Origin of the sequence: Chelatococcus caeni, assembly GCF_014196925.1 — a bacterium.
Classification (GTDB): Bacteria; Pseudomonadota; Alphaproteobacteria; order Rhizobiales; family Beijerinckiaceae; genus Chelatococcus_A; species Chelatococcus_A caeni.
Genome location: NZ_JACIEN010000004.1, coordinates 302,020 through 318,410 on the forward strand (window position 1 = coordinate 302,020; position 16,391 = coordinate 318,410).

The following is a 16,391-nucleotide window of genomic DNA, read 5'->3' on the forward strand; positions in this document are numbered from 1 at the left end:
TTGCCCGGGCCCCCTGTGCTTGCGGCGTCGCTTGGGGGCGGCGCCTTGCTGCGGTCGAATACCGTCAGTCGGGTCGCAGCGCGGCGAGGGCGGCATGAAAGCCGGGCTCGCCGCGGGCGATGATGGCGGTGATGGTCCCCCGATCCATGATGACGAGGCGGTCGGCAGCCTCCGCCTCGCGCCTGATGTGCGTCGCGATGACGATCGTCCGGTCACCGGCGCGCGTGCGAAGACGGGCGAGAACGTCGCGTGCCGTCGTCCCGTCGAGCCCCTCGGTCGGCTCGTCGAAGAGCCAGAGCGATGTCGGGCGCAGCAGCAGCCGCGCGAAGGCGAGCCGCCGCGCCTGCCCGCCCGACAGGCCGTGGCCGCCCTCGCCGAGGCGCGTGTCGAGCCCGTTCGGCAGCGCCTCGACGTCGTCCCGGAGGCCGGCGGCGTCGAGCGCCTCGATCAGGCGGGCATCGTCGGCCCGCGGATCGGCGAGGCGCAGGTTGTCGCGCAGGGAATCCTGGAACAGCTCGGTGCGCTGGGTGAGCAGCGTCGCCGCGCGGCGCGCGACCTGGCCGGCCTGCGGAGCGACCTCACCGGCCAGCAGGCCGAGCAAGGTCGACTTGCCGGCACCGCTCGCACCGATGAGCGCGATGCGCTCGCCCTCGCCGATGGTGAGGGTGATGGCGCTGAGGGCCGGCCTCGCGGCGCCCGGATACCGCACCGTGACGCCATCGAGACGGGCGGCGATGCCGGCGGGCGGCGCAACGGGGCCTGCTGCTTCCAAGGGCGAAGCGAGCCGCGGCGCGATCCGTCCGGCCGCGAGCAGAGTGCGGCCGAGCTCGACCGCGCCCCGCCGCAGCGCCGCGAAGGGCTCCATCGCCGCAAGGGCCACCAGCAGGCCGAGCGCCGCGACCGGCGCGCCGATGGCGCCCCTTTCGGCCAGCAGCGCGACCGCGACGAGGGTGGCGGCGAGAAGCAGTGCCCCCGCGACGGCGAAACCGGCGCCGGTGCGCACTTCGATGCGGTTCAGCGCATCGTCGCTCGCGGACAGGTAGCGGTCGGCGGCCGCCAAGCCGTCCTGCCGCGCGGCGAGCCGCCCGGCCATGATCCACTCGGTCTGGCCGCTCACGAGGTCGATGGCGCGCGAGCGCAGCACCTCGAGCCCATGGGCGCGGCGCCGCGCGGGCCGCCGCGCCGCCACGGCCGCAGCAGCCGGCAGGCCGGCACCGGCGAGGATGAGGAAGCCGGCGGCAGACAGGCCGAGGAGCGGCTGCATCAGCCCCAGCGCGACACCCGCCGCAAGCGCGACGGCACAAGCGCCGATGATGGGCACGATGACGCGCAGGTAGAGCGAATCGAGAGCGTCGATGTCGAGCGTCAGGCGGAACAGGAGGCGCGCCGGCCGCTTGACGAGGTCCCGCGCGGCACCGGGCTGCGCCCAGCCGCGGAACAGGCGCTCACGCAGCGCGGCGAGCACGGCGAGCGTAGCGTCATGTGTCGTCAGCCGCTCGCCGTAGCGGGACGCGGTCCGCGCGAGCGCAAGGAAGCGGATGCCGGCGGACGGCACGAAGACGTCGAAGGCGAGCGCCGTGGCGGCCGAGACCCCTGCGATCCCGGTCGCGGTGATGAACCAGCCGGAGAGGCCGAGAAGCGCGATGCCGCAGAGGGCCGTCGCGACCGACAGCAGCACACCCGCGAGCAGCATGGCACGGCTGCCGGAGAGGAAGAGCCCGGCGACGGGACGGAGCTGGCGCACAAGCCCGGTCATGCGGCGTCCTCCAGGCGTGTCGCCGAGAGATGGACGATGCGGTCCATGCGGGCGGCGAGCACCGGATCGTGCGTCGCCACGATCAGCGTCCGCCCTTCGGCAAGCCGGATGAGCGCCTCGGTGATGCTCGCGGCGGTCACGCTGTCGAGATGGGCGGTCGGCTCGTCGGCGAGGATGAGGCCGGCCTCCGGCGCCGCCGCGACGCGCGCGAGCGCAAGGCGCGATGCCTCCCCGCCCGACAGGCCGACGCCGTTCTCGCCGACGTGTGCCGCGCCCCGCCGCTCCGCCACCTCGGCGAGGCCGGCGAGAGCCAGCGCGTCCTCGACCGCATCCCGGCCGATCCCGTCCCGGCCGAGCGTGACATTGGCGGCGAGCGACCCCGCGAAGACATGCGGACGCTGGCCGATCCAGGCGATGCGGCGGCGCAGACGCCCGGCGCTCCGGGCCGTGAGGGCCTCACCGGCAATGAGGATGCGGCCGCTCTCAGGCGTGACGAGGCCAGCGAGGAGGACGATGAGCGTCGACTTGCCGCCGCCGCTCGGCGCCAGCAGCGCAACGCGCTCGCCCGGCGCCACCACGAGGTTGAAATCGTCGAAGACCGGCCCGCCCCGCCCCGCATGGCCGAAGCGCAGCTTCTCGATGCGGACGGACGGCGCAGCGCCGGCAACCGGCCCGGGCAACGGGTGCCCGTCTTCCGCGCCGGGAAGTTCGCAGCCCTTCTGCGACAGGCGCGCGAGCGCATCGAGCGCCGCCTCGCCCGCCGCCCGGTCGTGCCAGACGGCGGACAGGTCGCGCAGCGGCTCGAAGAAGGCGGGCGCGAGCAGGAGGATGAAGAGCCCCTCCCCGAGCGTGAGCTGATCGCCCCAGGTGCCGAACGGCAACTGGCCGAGGAGGTGGAAGCCGACATAGACGGCGACCATGGCGACGCCGAGGGCGGCGAAGAGCTCGAGCACCGCCGAGGACAGGAAGGCGATCCTGAGGACCGCCATGGTCCTGATGCGCAGGCTCTCGGCATCGGCCCTGAGCCGCCGCGCCGTGGCATCGACGGCATCGAGCGAGCGTATGGTGGCAAGGCCGCGCAGCCGGTCGAGCAGGAAGGCGTTCATGCCGCCGAGCTCGACGAGCTGCGCCTCGCTCGCGGCTTTCGCACGCCAGCCGACGAGCGCCATGAAGACGGGGATCAGCGGCGCGGCGACGAGGAGCACGAGCGCCGCGGCCCAGGACCAGGCGAGCACGACGAGAAGGATGGCGACCGGGACGATGCTCGCCCGCAGCCGCGCCGGCTGGAAGCGCGAAAGATAGGGCACGATGGCCTCGGCCTGTTCGGCGAGCGTGCTCGCGGCGAGGCCGGCCGCCGGGCGGCCGACATCGACGGGGGAACACGCGGCAAGCGCCGCCACGGCCTCACGGCGCCGCTCCGCGAGCACGGCGCGCGCCTGGCGAAAGGCCATGCGGCCGCCGAGCCCATCGAGGAGCGCGCGCGCGATGCCGATGAGCAGGACGCCGGCCGCATTGAGGAGAACGGCGTCGACGCCGCCGCCGGCGGCGATGTCCGCGACCGACAAAGCGAGCAATCCCGCCTGCGGGATCCACAGGAGCGAGGCCGCCGCCTGGAGAATCGCGCCGGTGCGCGTCGCAGCGTTTCGCTGTGCGCGGGTGGTGGCGCGGCTTTCGCCGACACCCGCCCCCTGCGCGACGGCACGATCGTCGCTCACCGGAAGAACGGCGGCCCGCGCGGCCGTCGTCGGAGCGGTGCTGATCGTGCCGGCCCGAGCCATCTCTATTCCTCGCGTTCGCGCGCTGCCGGTTTCCGGCGGCCGATGGAGACGATCCTGTCCTTGGCTTCGAGGAGCTTGGTGATGCGGGAGCCGAGGCCGAGCAGCATGGCGAGCCGGTCGGTGTCGAGCTGCTTGACGTCGTCGTACCAGGTCGTCAGGCGCTCGATCAGCCCGTGCATCTCGGCCATGCGCTCCTGGGCGAAGCGCTCGTCGTCATTGCCCGGCTTCTGCATCAGAATCTCGCGCAGAACCGAGAGGGTCGGGTCGATCTCGCGCTTCTTGCGCTCCTCGGCGAGCGTCCGAAGGATCTGCCAGACGTCGTCCGGCGTCGTGAAGAAGTCGCGCCGGTCGTCGGGCAGGTGCTTGAGCAGGACGAGGTTCCAGGCCTGCAACTCGCGCAGGCTCATCGACACATTGGAGCGGGAGATGCCGAGCGCCTCGACGATCTCATCGGCGCAGAGCGGCTGTGGCGAGACATAGAGCAGCGCATAGATCTGCCCGACCGTGCGGTTGATGCCCCAGCGACTGCCCATCTCGCCGAAATGCAGCACGAAGGACTGGACGAGGGGAGGAAGGTTCATGGCCGCACATCCGGACATTAATTTCAGAAATTTCTGAAAATTCTATACACCGCCTGCCGTATATGCGCAAGTGCGAATATTCGTTGGAGCCCCCTTGCGCGGCGGCAACCTCGGCCCGTGCACGGCATGATCCCCACCCTCTGGTCGTGAACGGGCTGATGCTGCGCGGGGGCACGCCTTGCTGCATTGACGGCGATCAAAGGCACCCTGCCGCCACCGACAGGATCGGAAGCCGCTGACCTAGACCACCGCGAGCGGCCGGTGCTCCGCACCGCGCAGCCTGCTGACAGCCGCGAACTGGCTGAGGAACACCTCGCCCGTCAGCTGGTCGAGGAAATCGGAGCGCCGCAGTCGGTCCATGACCGGCCCCTTCACCTCGCTCAGATGAAAGGCGATGCCGGCATCGGCGAGGCGGCGGTTGATCTCCTCGAGGCTGGCGAGCGCGCTCGCGTCGATCTCGTTGACGGCCGGGCACATCAGCACGATGTGGCGGACCTGCGGCCGCTCCGCCACCAGTTGCGCGATCCGGTCCTCCAGATAGCGGCTGTTGGCGAAATAGAGGCTCTCGTCGACGCGCAGCGAGAGGATGTGCGGCTCCGTCAGCACCCTATGGCGCGCGACATTGCGGAAATGCTCCGTGCCCGGCACCTGGCCGACGATGGCCATGTGCGGCCTGCTCGAGCGATAGAGAAAAAGGAAGAGCGACAGACCGACGCCCGCCACGACGCCGGGCTCCACGCCGAGGGACAGCGTGACGACGATGGTCGCCGCCATCGCCGTGAAATCGGCCCGCGAATAGGCGAACACATGGCGGATCGCCCGGATGTCGACGAGCGAAAGCACGGCGACGATGATGGTCGCGGCGAGCGTCGCCTGCGGCAGGGCCGCAAGGAACGGCGTGAGAAAGAGGGTCGCAACCGCGATGCCGACGGCCGTGAACACGCCCGCCGCCGGCGTCTCGGCCCCCGCATCGAAATTGACGACCGAGCGGGCGAAGCCGCCCGTCACCGGATAGCCCGCCGACAGGCCGGCCGCGATATTGGCGGCCCCGAGCCCGATCAGCTCCTGGTCCGGCACGATGCGCTGGCGCCGCTTGGCGGCGAGCGTCTGCGCGACGGAGACGGATTCGACGAAGCCGATGATGCCGATCAGGAAGGCCGGCCCGGCGAGCTGCGCCAGAAGATCGAGCGATATGTCCGGCGCGGCGAGCGCCGGCAGCCCCTGCGGGATGGCGCCGACGAGCGCAACACCGTGCGCGGCAAGGTCGAGGCCCTTCGCCAGGAGGATCGTGACGGCGACGGCGAGGATCGGCGCGGCCTTGGTGAGGAGATCGGCCGCGCGCCGCCCGAGGCCGAGCCGGATCAGCAAGGGCTTCAACCGCGTGCGGGCGAAGAGCAGGAAGACAAGGACGCCGAGCCCGATGGCGGCGGTATGGAGATTGACGCCCGCGGCGGCGCCGGCGAGCGCGGCGATGATGCCGGGCAGCGTGTCGCCGCCGGCCGGAACCCCGAGGATGTGCTTGAGCTGGCTCGCCGCGATCAGGATGCCGGAGGCGGTGATGAATCCGGAGATCACCGGATGGCTCAGGAAATTGGCGAGGAAACCGAGCCGCAGGAGCCCCATCAGCACCAGCATCGCGCCGGAGAGGAGGGCCAGCGCCGCGGCCGCCGTCAGATAGCCCGCCGTCCCCTGCGCCACGATCTCGCCGACGGCCGAGGCGGTCATGAGCGAGACGACGGCGACAGGCCCGACGGCGAGCGTGCGGCTGGTGCCGAACAGCGCATAGGCGACGAGCGGCAGGATCGACGCATAGAGGCCGACTTCCGGCGGCAGGCCGGCGAGCATGGCATAGGCCAGCGACTGCGGAATGAGCATGATCGTGACGATCAGCGCCGCCACGAGGTCGCTCACGAGGCTGGCGCGGTCATAGGCCCGGCCCCACGCCAGGATCGGCAGGTAGCGTTCAAGCCTTGCTGCGGCGCTGCGCATGGTTGCCTCGCTCCGGAAGACCGTCAGGCGGCGCGCGACCGGGCCCGCCCGGCAAGGCCGCCGCGGACGAAACGCGCCAGCGCGATGCCGGCGAGCATCGAGCCGACGAAGACGAGCGCGCTCGGCTGCCCGAGGCCGAGCGCCGGCACGGCGCCGCCCGGGCAGAAGCCGGTGATGCCCCAGCCGATGCCGAACACGGCCGCGCCGGAAACGAGCGGCAGGTCGATCCGCCGCGCCGTCGGCAGATGGAAGGCCTCGTCGAGGAGCGGGCGCGGCCGCCGCAGCACGAAACGGTAGCCGACCGCCGTGACGATGAGGGCGCCGCCCATCACGAAGGCGAGCGACGGGTCCCATGATCCGGCAAGGTCGAAGAAGTTGAGCACCTTGGCCGGGTTGATCATGCCGGACACGGCGATGCCGGCGCCGAAGACGAGGCCGGCGAGAAGGGCGAGGACGATGCGTGCCATCACAAGCCTCCCAGGACGTGGCGGATGACGAAGACGGTGGCGGCGGTCGAGGCCATGAAGGTCACCGTTGCCGCCATCGAGCGCGGCGACAGGCGGGCGAGCCCGCACACGCCGTGACCGGAGGTGCAGCCGGAGGCGAAATGGACGCCGATGCCCACGACGAGCCCGCCCACGACGAGCCAGAGGGCCGGCACGCCGCTCTCGAAGGCTATGGCGGACCGGCCCGCCAGCGCGACAATCAGCGCCGGCGCGCCGATGGCCCCGGCGATGAAGGCCGCGCGCCAGGCCCAGTCGGCCGCGAGCGGCGGCAAGAGGCCGGCGAGGATGCCCGTCATGCCCGCGATGCGGCCATGGACGGCCATGAGGAGAACGGCCGCAAGGCCGATCATCGTGCCCCCGAGGAAGGAGGCGACGGGCGTGAACTCTGTCATGGGTCGATCTCGTGTCAGGCCGGCGAACGCCGGCGCGGCGCACCGGTCTCGCAGAACAGCCGGTGCATGGTCTCGATGAAGGCCTGGACGCGTGGATCCGCGAGCCGGTAGAAGACGTGCTTGCCCTCCTTGCGGCCGGTGACGAGGCCGGCTTCGCGCAGTTCCGCGATCTGCTGCGACAGGCCCGGCTGCCGGATGCCGAGCGTCTCCTCGAGGTCGCGCACGGAGCGCTCGCCCTCGACGAGCGCGCAGCAGACCAGCAGGCGGTCTGGGTTCGACATCTTCTTCAGGAAGGCGGACGCATCGCCCACCTTCTCCTTCATGTCGGACAACTCGTCGAAGGGCCTTTCCGTCACGGACCTCACTCCCACGCCGCGCCCTCGAGGAGGTCGAGCGGGATTTTGAGATAGCGCCGCCCGTTGCCTTCCGGCTCCGGCAGGCGCCCGCCATTGGTGTTGATCTGCAGCGACTGCAGGATCAGCTTGGGCATGGGCAGGGTCCTGTCGCGCGCTTCACGGGCGGCGACGAAGGCCTCCTCGGTCCTGAATTCCGAGATATGGATGTTCTTCGCCTTCTGCTCGGCGACGGTCGATTCCCAGCGCGGCTCGCGGCCGCCCGGCTGGTAGTCGTGGCCGGTGAAGATGCGGGTCTCGTCCGGCAGCGCCAGGATGTCCTGGATCGAGCGCCACAGCACCCTGGCGCTGCCGCCGGGAAAATCCGCACGCGCGGTGCCGCTGTCCGGCATGAACAGCGTGTCGTGCACGAAGGCCGCATCGCCGATGACATAGGTGATCGAGGCGAGCGTGTGGCCGGGCGAGAACATCACCCGCGCGTCGATGCTGCCCACCTTGAAGGTGTCGCCGTCGGCGAAGAGCCGGTCCCACTGCGAGCCGTCGGCCGGAAAGTCCGGCCAGTTGTAGAAGCCCTTCCAGAGCTTCTGAACCTCCGTCACCTTCGCGCCGATGGCCGTCGGGGCGCCCGTCTTCTCCTTGAGATAGGCCGCGGCCGAGAAATGGTCGGCATGGGGATGGGTGTCGAGGATCCACTCGACCTCGTAGCCCTTCTCCCTGATGAAGGCGAGGATGCGATCGGCGTTCTTCGAGGCCGTCTGGCCCGACTTCTCGTCGAAGTCGAAGACGGGATCGACGATCGCGCATTTCCTCGTCTGCGGGTCGGCAACGACATACTGGACCGACCAGGTGCGAGGATCGAAGAAGCCGGTCACTTCGGGTTGCTGCGCCATGGCTGTTCCTTTCCTGATACGCGTCTGAGGGCCGGTGTCCGGCACGCCCCTTGTCGTCAGCCAGCCGACTGCGGCGGAGAGATCGAAGCCGCGCTCGGCCCCGAAGGGAACAAGATCGCACTTCGCCATCCGGCCATCGAGTACTTCGCCGATGGCCCAGAGCGTGAGGGAACGCGTCCCCGAGCGGCAGAAGGCGAGGACCGGGCCCCGGCTGGCGGCCAAGGCCCGCTGGAAGGCCCGCACCGTGTCCTCGCCGATGTCGGTGCCGACAACCGGCAGGTGAATGCTGGCGAGCCCGGCCCGCCGCGCCGCCGTGGCGATCGCTTCAGCCTCCGGCTGGCACGGAGCCTCGCCATCCGGCCTGTTGTTGACGATGGCCGCGAAGCCGGCGGCGGCGAGCGTTTCGACGTCCTCGGGCCGGATCTGCTCGCCGACGGCAAGGGCTTCGGTGATCCAGACGCGCTTCACCTGCGCTCTCCCGTGACAGGACAGGTGTTGACGCCAAGGATCGTGTAGAGCGGGCAGACCGAGAACAGGCCCGTCAGCAACGGAACGAAACCGAGGAGCCCCCACCAGCGCGCATCGCTTTCGACGAAGGCGGCGAGCGACAGCAGCGCGAGGCCGACGATGATCCGGACCGCCCGGTCGATGCCTCCGATATTCCTCGTCATGATCATGCCCTTTCGCGTGAAGGCCATCGCCTTCGGTTGACACTTTCACGATAACGATTGCGACTATTTGCAATCGTTAAGGTATAAAAAACCCCGCGCACCCGAGGGGCGCAGGCCGGCGTCCCGTCTCGACGTCCCGCTCCGGCCGCGGCGGTCAGCACCACCGTCAGCCCACTCCGCAGTCCCGCTCAGCCCTCCGCGCCCGCGGCCTCCGGCACCTGAGGCTCGCAGAAGGACTGGTAGAGGGCGACCAGGATCGCCCGCGCCGGTTCGCTCTCGATCCGGTACCAGATCGTCTGCCCGTCCCGCCGGCCGGCGATCAGCCGGTCACGGCGCAGGAGCGCCAGGTGCTGCGACACGGTGGAGTCCCGGATACCCAGGAACTCCGCGAGCTGGCCGACCGACTTCTCCCCGTCGATGAGCTGGCACAGGATCAACAGGCGATGCCGGTTGGCCAGGGCCTTGAGAAGCTCGCTGGCCTCGTCCGCAGCCCGCTGCATGGTTTGGCTGTCGATGTTCATTGCTGCGAATCTACGATAATTCGAATATACGTGTCAAGACGAGATTTGCATCGTCCCGATCACGCCGAGGGTAGCATCAGGACTGACGGGCCGGACGTTGTCCGCCCTCAACGTTCAGCCGCCTTTCATCGCGATGGGTTCTGCGAGGGCCGCGCGTGCCATCTCGCCCACGGCGAGCTCGATCGGCGCGCTCTCGCCGTCGCCGATCGCCCAGGCGGCCGACAGGCCGCACCAGGCGAGGATCCATTTGAGAAGCCTGCGCCGCTCGATCCGCGCAGCCTCGCTGACGATGGCGAGGCGGCGCGCGAAGATGTCGGGCCGCCGGGCGAGATGAATGGCCGGATCGCCGAGATCCGGGTCGCAGAAGAGGATGGCATATTCGAAGCTGCGCTCGCCGACGAGGCGCTTGGGATCGATGGCGAGCCAGCCGCGCGCCCCGAAATCGAGGATATTGTCGTGGTGGAGGTCGCCGTGCAGCGCCGTGATCTCGCGCTCGGACGCCAGCACTGCCTCGGCCGCCGCGGCGGCATGGGCGAAGAAGCCGCCGTGGGCCCGTGCTGCGGGGAAAAGGGGTGCGAACCACTCCGCGAGCGGCACGAGGCCGTCCGGCAGATTGCCGCGCGGGGCGTGGAGCCTCGCGGCCACCGCGCAGATGATCCGCGTCGCCTCATCGTCGCCGCCGTCGACGGCAAGGGGGAGAAGCGACCGGCTGCCCGGCGCCCGCTCCATGAGCAGCGCTCCGTCGGCGCGCGCCAGCACCCGCGCGGCACCGTCGCCGTCCCACCACTGCATGAGCCTGCCGCCATGCACCTCCTCGGCGTCGCGCGTCAGCTTGAGCATGGCCGGCACGCCATTCTGCAGCACGGGCAGGAGCAGGCTGGTATGCGTCATGACCGGCGGTCCGTCGGGGACAAGTCGCCAACGTTCGAGATATGCGGCGGGAAGCGGGGGTTCAGGTGACATCGAGGCAATGCCCATCCATGCAGCGGCCGAACGAGAGGCCGCAAATGGCATATACCCACGGCAAATGCGAGGGCCGGCAGGCGCGTGGAGCGCCGCCGAGCCCCCGAATCCGGAAGCCCGAACCGACGTCTACCAGTGCACCATCGGCAAGCCCGGCACCGGCGAGCGGAAATACGGGATCCTGTCCGCCCTCAGGCTGCCGATATAGACCGTCGACAGGTCGGGGCCGCCGAAGGTGATGCTGGCGAACCAGGGGGCGATGGTGCCGCCGGCCGCCAGCATCAGCTCGGGTGTCGCCTCATCGCGCGCAAAGGCCGCCATCAGCGCCCTGCCCGCGGCGCTGTCGTTGTCGTCGTCGAGGAGGATGCGCAGGTCGCCCCCGGGCGTGATGGCGAAGATGCGGTCCGTCATCACATGGGTGCCCCAGAGATTGCCGAAGGCGTCGAAGGCGATGCCGTCGATGAAGGCGCCGTGATCGGTCGGGCCGAAGATCTCGCGGTCGCTGAGGCTGCCGTCGTCGCCGACGCGCAGGCGCGTGACGCGCCGTCCGCAGGTCTCGGCCACGTAGAGCCATTCCTCGCGCGCATCGAGCCTGATCTCATTGGTGAAATGGAAGCCGTCGGCGACAACACGCAATCGGCCGCGGTCGTAGAGGGCGATGAAGCCGTCGGCGATGTTGGGGCTGATCGCCCGCATCCAGTTCTTCACCCGTGTCGAGATCGTCAGCCACAGGCGGTCGCGGCTGTCGCGCAGGACGAAATTGACCTTGCCGATGGGCTCGCCGTCGATGCTGTCGACGAGGGTGCGCGTCTCGCCGTCGCGCGTCATCACCTCGAGGCAGTCGGTGCCGAAGTTGGAGATGACGATGTCGCCGTCGCGGGCGAAGGCGAGGCCGTTCGGCAGGGTGCCGGCGACGAAGCGGGTCTCCTCGTCGGCCGCCGTGGCGAAGCCCTCCGCGACGCGCTGGGTGACGAGGCGCTGCGTGCCGTCGGGCCGGATGTGCACGACGCCGCCGCGCGCATCCGCCGACCACAGCGAGCCGTCGCGCTCCGCAAGGATGCATTCGGGCCGCTGCAGCCCTTCGCCGACATAGCGGATGGCCGCGCGGTCGACGATGAAGCCGTCGATGGGGTTGGGGCGCATCACGGCCAACCTCAGAAGCCGACCCTGTCGCCGCCCTTCAGCGCGAGCATCTCGCGCGCCTCTGCCGGCGTCGCGATGTCGAGGCCGAGTTCCTCGAGGATGCGGCGGATCTTCGCCACCTGCTCGGCATTGCTCGCGGCGAGCTTGCCCTTGCCGATATAGAGGCTGTCCTCGAGGCCGACGCGCACCGAGCCGCCGAGCATCGCCGCCTGGGTGGCGAAGGGGATCTGGTGGCGTCCCGCGGCCAGCACCGACCAGCGGTAGTCGTCGCCGAAGAGCTTGTCCGCCGTGCGCTTCATGAAGGAGAGGTTGTCCGGATCGGCGCCGATGCCGCCGAGGATGCCGAAGATCATCTGGATGAAGAACGGCGGCTTGAGGAGCCCCCGGTCGACGAAATGAGCGACGTTGTAGAGATGGCCGACGTCGTAGCACTCGTGCTCGAAGCGCGTGCCGTGCTCCTCGCCGAGCATCTTCAGGATGCGCTCGATATCGCGGAAGGTGTTGCGGAAGATGAAGTCGTCCGTGCCGCGCAGATAGGGCTCCTCCCAGTCGAACTTCCAGCTCTTGTAGCGGTCGGCGAGCGGATAGATGCCGAAGTTCATCGAGCCCATGTTGAGCGAGCACATCTCGGGCCGTGCCTGGAGCGGAGCGGCGAGACGCTGCTCGACCGTCATGTTGAGGCCGCCGCCGGTGGTGATATTCACCACCGCGTCCGTCGCCTGCTTGATGCGCGGCAGGAACTGCATGAACACGGCCGGATCCGGCGTCGGGCGCCCGTCCTCCGGGTCGCGGGCGTGCAGGTGGAGGATGGCGGCGCCCGCCTCTGCCGCGGCGATCGCCTGTTCGGCGATGTCCTGCGGGCGATACGGCAGGGCGTCCGACATCGTGGGCGTATGAATGCCGCCCGTCACCGCGCAGGTGATGATGACCTTGGCGGCGGCCTTCTTCGCCGGAGTGGCTGTCTGCTGCGGCGTTGTCTGCTGCGACATGGGACGTGTCCTCGTTCTAGCGGGCCTCATCAGTCCTCGAAGATCGCGACGGCGCGCGTGAAACCGGCGGAGGCGCCGCGGATCTTGAAGGGGAAGCAGGCGATGGTGAAACCGGTGGGCGGCAGCTGGTCGAGGTTCGCCAGCTTCTCGATGTGGCAATAGGCCCGCTCCATCCCGGCGCGGTGCCCCTCCCAGATGATCGAGGGGTCGTGCTCGACGGCGAAGCGCCTTGCCGTGTGCACGAAGGGCGCATCCCAGCTCCAGGCATCGGTGCCGGTGATGCGCACGCCCCGCTCCGTCAGATAGAGCGTCGCCTCGCGCCCCATGCCGCAGCCGGAGGAGACGTAGTCCGCCTCGCCGTAGCGCGCGCCGGCCGAGGTGTTGACGACGACGATGTCGAGCGGGCGCAGCCGATGGCCGATGCGGGCGAGCTCCGCCTCCACCTCGGCGGCGCTGACGACATGGCCGTCCGGCAGGTGGCGGAAGTCGAGCTTCACGCCCGGGTTGAAGCACCATTCGAGCGGCACCTCGTCGATGGTGATGGCCCGCTTGCCGCCGTCCATGGTCGAATGGAAATGGTAGGGCGCGTCGAGGTGGGTGCCGTTGTGGGTGGAGATCGCGAGCCGCTCGATGGCCCAGCCCTCGCCGCCCGGCAGGTCGTCGACGGTGGCGCCGGGGAAGAAGCCCGCCATGTCGGCGGCCGTCGCGCGGTGGTCGAGATAGTCGATCGACGGCAGGTGGCCCGGCGGGTCCGAGGCGATGCCGGTCTCGAGGGCGACGGAAAGGTCGACGATGCGTCGGGCCATGGCTTGACGTCCCTGGTGCGTTCTTGAGGTCAGCGTCCGACGAGGCCCGTGGCGAGACCCGGAAAGACGAGGATAAGGGCGATGACGGCGAGCATGATCGCCGCGAAGGGCGCCGATCCGGCGAAGATCTCGCCGAGCTTGAGCGTCCTGTCCGGCGAGGTGCCCTTGATGACGTAGACGGACAGGCCGAAGGGCGGCGTCAGCAGGCCGACCTCGACGGCGAGCACGGTGATGATGCCGAACCAGATCGGGTCGATGGCGAGCGCCTTCATGATCGGCATGAAGAGCGGGATGACGATGAGCATGATGGAGGAGCTGTCGAGCAGCATGCCCATGGCGATGACGAGGGCGACATAGGCGAGGACGATGCCCCAGTAGCCGATGTCGCTCGCCGCGATCATCCCGCTCAACGCCTCCGGCAGGCCGCTCAGCGACAGCATGCGCGAATACATGCTGGCGGCGATGATGAGGAAGCAGATGGCCGCCGTCACCTGGCCGGTGTCGGTCAGTACGCGCCAGATGCGCCCGGGCGGCAGGGCGCGGCGGGCAAAGCCGATGAGGACGGCGCCGAGCGCGCCCACGGCGCCGGCCTCCGTCGGCGTGAAGAAGCCGCCGTAGATGCCGCCGAGCACGAGCGCGATGAGGAGGACGATGGGCGCCGCCTTGCCCGTCATCGCGATGGCCGAGAGCGGCGTCACCTCCTCCGAGATCTCGCCGCCGGCGAAGGCGGGCCAGCGCCGCGCCATCACATAGACGCCGATGCCGAAGGCGATGGCGAGAATGATGCCCGGCACCACCCCGGCGAGGAAGAGGTCGCCGACCGACTGTTCCGTCAGCACGCCGTAGAGGATGAGCAGCAGGCTCGGCGGGATGAGCATGCCGAGCACGGAGCTGCCGGCGACAATGCCGTAGGCGAAGCGCTTAGAATAGCCGTGCCGCAGCATCTCCGGCACGGCGACGCGCGTGAACACGGCGGCCGAGGCGATGGAGATGCCCGTGATCGCGGCGAAGATCGCATTGGCGCCGACGGTGGCGATGCCGAGCCCGCCCTTCACGCGCCCTATCAAACGATTGGCGACGTCGAAGGCGTCGCGCCCGATATCGGCCTGCGAGACGACGAAGCCCATGAGCACGAAGAGCGGCACGACGCCGAAGATGTAGGATTCGATCGATTCCGTCGCGGCGAGCGCCAGCATGCGCCCCGACACGGCCATGTTGCCCTTCATGGCGAAGACGCCGAGGAAGGAGCACAGCGCGAGCGCCATGGCCACGTGCATGCCGGCATAGATGAGGCCGATCATGCCGACGAGCGCGAGGGCGCCGATGGCGAGGTCGCTCATGGGCGCGCCTCCTCGATGCTGCCCAGCCCTGCGGCGAAGAGCGCCGCGCGCCCCGCGCGCATCAGGAACTGCAGGCCGAGCGCCACCGTGCCGACGAGCATGACGAGCCGCACCGGCCAGATCGGGGCGGTGAAGTCGCCGATGGCGCCGACGAAGGTGTTGCGGGTGTAGGCGCGCTCGAAGAGCGGCATCAGTCCGTTGAAGAGCACGATGCACAAGCCGACGGCGAGAAGGCAGTAGATGACCTCGAGCCCGGCCCTGAGGCGCGGGGGCAGGCTTTCGATGAGGATCCCCGCGCGCGTCAGGCCGCCGAGCCTGAGGGCGTGCGGCACCTGCAGGAAGACGATGGCGACGATGGACATGGCGACGAGTTCCGGCACGCCGGAGATCGGTGCGTTGAACAATGCCCGGGAGAGGACGTCGGCATTGATGGCGAGCATGACGGCGACGATGAGCAACGTGCCGGCGGCATTCAGCACGGCAGTCGCCGCATCGAGCATGCGCACGAGGAATGCCCCGGCAAAGGGCAGGTCCTCGGCCCTGCCCTCGGCCCCTTCGACGGTCTCGGCCATGGATCGACCTCCTTGCGGGCGACAGCCGGCGCGCTCATCCGCGCCGGCCATCCCGGGCCGTCAGTTCTTGCCCCAGTCGCGAGCCGGGGCGGCGCCGCCGTTGCGGACGGCCTGCATGTACCGCTCCAGCACCTCGGCAGCCGGCAGCTTCTGCTGTTGCAGCTCCATCACCCAGGCCGTCGTCGGGTTCTCCATCACCTTGACGTAGGCCGCCTTCAGCGCCTCGGAATCGGCATTGATGATGCCGCCGTTGGCGGCCAGGTCCTTCAGCGCCTGCTCGGTCGCCTTGCGCAGGTCGTCGAGATAGGCCTTCTCGAAGGCATCCGCGCCGGCGATGAGCGCCTTCTGCAGGGCTTCGGGCTGCGCCTCCCACCAGTCGCGGTTGGCGGCGATGCCGCCGGAATACTGGGCGCCGTAGCCGATACGCGTGATGTGCGGCGCCACCTCCTGGATCTTGGCGGGGACAGCGGCCGTGGCGAAGGTGACGACGCCGTCGTAGAGCCCGGTCTGCAAAGCGTTATAATATTCGGTCAGGTTGCCGGCGACGCCGACGGCGCCTGTGCCCTTCATCCAGTTCACCGAGGGGCCGGGCGTGCCGATCTTGCGGCCCTTGAGATCGTCCACGCTCTTGATGGGGAACTTGGTGAAGAGCAGGTAGTCGTCGAGGCCGAAGCCGCCGCCGAGATAGACGAGGTCGTTGTCTTCCCACGCCTTCATCATGGCGGGGACCTCCTTCTGCACCACCTGCACCGCCTCGGTGACGACGCCGGGGTCGGTGGAGACGAAGGGGGTGTAATAGGTCACGTTCTGCAGGGGCAGCTTGGCCGGCTCGAAGATGGTCGGCACGAGCGCGATGTCGGCCACGCCCTCCTGGGTCGCCTCCAGCTCCTCGCCCACCTTGGCGAGCGAGCCGCCGTACTGCTGCTTCCAGTTGACGGTGATGCCGGAGCCTTCGAGCGCCTTGTCGACGGCGGGCACGAAGGTCTGCTGCAGGTGCTTGACCCAGCGGAACACCGGCGGGTGGCCGTTGACGAGCGTGATGGTGACGGTCTCGGCCTGCGCCAGCGAGGCGGAGGCGATAAGGGCCGCGAGCGCGGCAGCTGACAACATACGCACGGTTGACGTCTCCTCCTGAGGGATG

17 protein-coding genes are annotated in these 16,391 nt (G+C 69.7%); all 17 read right to left on the reverse strand.

Annotated elements, in window-relative coordinates; genetic code table 11:
• Positions 1–64 precede the first annotated feature (64 nt).
• Positions 65–1,756: a thiol reductant ABC exporter subunit CydC gene (gene cydC / locus GGR16_RS17585; protein ID WP_183317445.1), complete on the reverse strand. Its 1,692-nt coding sequence runs from the start codon at positions 1,754–1,756 to the stop codon at positions 65–67.
• Positions 1,753–3,534, reverse strand: a complete 1,782-nt coding sequence (gene cydD / locus GGR16_RS17590) for a thiol reductant ABC exporter subunit CydD (RefSeq protein WP_183317446.1) — start codon at positions 3,532–3,534, stop codon at positions 1,753–1,755. The genes cydC and cydD overlap by 4 nt, the downstream gene beginning before the upstream one ends.
• 2 nt (positions 3,535–3,536) lie before the next feature.
• Positions 3,537–4,115, reverse strand: a complete 579-nt coding sequence (locus tag GGR16_RS17595) for a GbsR/MarR family transcriptional regulator (RefSeq protein ID WP_019400585.1) — start codon at positions 4,113–4,115, stop codon at positions 3,537–3,539.
• Positions 4,116–4,355: 240 nt separating this feature from the next.
• On the reverse strand, positions 4,356–6,104 hold the full coding sequence (locus GGR16_RS17600; protein WP_183317447.1) for a SulP family inorganic anion transporter: 1,749 nt from the start codon (positions 6,102–6,104) through the stop codon (positions 4,356–4,358).
• 23 nt (positions 6,105–6,127) lie between these two features.
• Complete coding sequence (locus tag GGR16_RS17605; protein WP_183317448.1) at positions 6,128–6,571, reverse strand: DUF6691 family protein; 444 nt, start codon at positions 6,569–6,571, stop codon at positions 6,128–6,130.
• Positions 6,571–7,002, reverse strand: coding sequence for a YeeE/YedE family protein (locus GGR16_RS17610; protein WP_019400588.1), 432 nt, complete (start codon positions 7,000–7,002; stop codon positions 6,571–6,573). Before GGR16_RS17610 ends, GGR16_RS17605 begins: the two co-directional genes overlap by 1 nt.
• Positions 7,003–7,016: 14 nt before the next feature.
• Entirely contained in the window at positions 7,017–7,325 is a 309-nt protein-coding gene (locus tag GGR16_RS17615; protein WP_019400589.1) for an ArsR/SmtB family transcription factor, read from the reverse strand.
• Between the two features lie 38 nt (positions 7,326–7,363).
• Positions 7,364–8,713 (reverse strand): bifunctional sulfur transferase/dioxygenase Blh, encoded by a 1,350-nt coding sequence (blh, locus tag GGR16_RS17620; RefSeq protein ID WP_019400590.1) that lies wholly within the window; start codon positions 8,711–8,713, stop codon positions 7,364–7,366.
• Complete coding sequence (locus tag GGR16_RS17625; protein WP_026014847.1) at positions 8,710–8,916, reverse strand: YgaP family membrane protein; 207 nt, start codon at positions 8,914–8,916, stop codon at positions 8,710–8,712. The genes blh and GGR16_RS17625 overlap by 4 nt, the downstream gene beginning before the upstream one ends.
• Positions 8,917–9,104: 188 nt before the next feature.
• Positions 9,105–9,437, reverse strand: a complete 333-nt coding sequence (locus GGR16_RS17630) for an ArsR/SmtB family transcription factor (protein ID WP_019400592.1) — start codon at positions 9,435–9,437, stop codon at positions 9,105–9,107.
• Between the two features lie 114 nt (positions 9,438–9,551).
• On the reverse strand, positions 9,552–10,400 hold the full coding sequence (locus tag GGR16_RS17635; protein ID WP_040403518.1) for an aminoglycoside phosphotransferase family protein: 849 nt from the start codon (positions 10,398–10,400) through the stop codon (positions 9,552–9,554).
• Between the two features lie 129 nt (positions 10,401–10,529).
• Entirely contained in the window at positions 10,530–11,543 is a 1,014-nt protein-coding gene (locus GGR16_RS17640) for an SMP-30/gluconolactonase/LRE family protein (RefSeq protein WP_085952971.1), read from the reverse strand.
• 11 nt (positions 11,544–11,554) lie between these two features.
• Positions 11,555–12,532 carry a 3,5-dioxohexanoate:acetyl-CoA acetone transferase gene (gene kce, locus GGR16_RS17645; RefSeq protein WP_183317449.1) on the reverse strand — a complete coding sequence of 326 codons (978 nt, stop codon included), beginning with the start codon at positions 12,530–12,532 and terminating at the stop codon, positions 11,555–11,557.
• Positions 12,533–12,561: 29 nt separating this feature from the next.
• Positions 12,562–13,338, reverse strand: a complete 777-nt coding sequence (locus GGR16_RS17650) for a cyclase family protein (RefSeq protein ID WP_183317450.1) — start codon at positions 13,336–13,338, stop codon at positions 12,562–12,564.
• Positions 13,339–13,367: 29 nt separating this feature from the next.
• Positions 13,368–14,678 (reverse strand): TRAP transporter large permease, encoded by a 1,311-nt coding sequence (locus tag GGR16_RS17655; protein WP_019400597.1) that lies wholly within the window; start codon positions 14,676–14,678, stop codon positions 13,368–13,370.
• Complete coding sequence (locus GGR16_RS17660) at positions 14,675–15,250, reverse strand: TRAP transporter small permease subunit (RefSeq protein WP_183317451.1); 576 nt, start codon at positions 15,248–15,250, stop codon at positions 14,675–14,677. Before GGR16_RS17660 ends, GGR16_RS17655 begins: the two co-directional genes overlap by 4 nt.
• A gap of 60 nt (positions 15,251–15,310) precedes the next feature.
• On the reverse strand, positions 15,311–16,360 hold the full coding sequence (locus GGR16_RS17665; RefSeq protein WP_053194223.1) for a C4-dicarboxylate TRAP transporter substrate-binding protein: 1,050 nt from the start codon (positions 16,358–16,360) through the stop codon (positions 15,311–15,313).
• Positions 16,361–16,391: the final 31 nt, after the last annotated feature.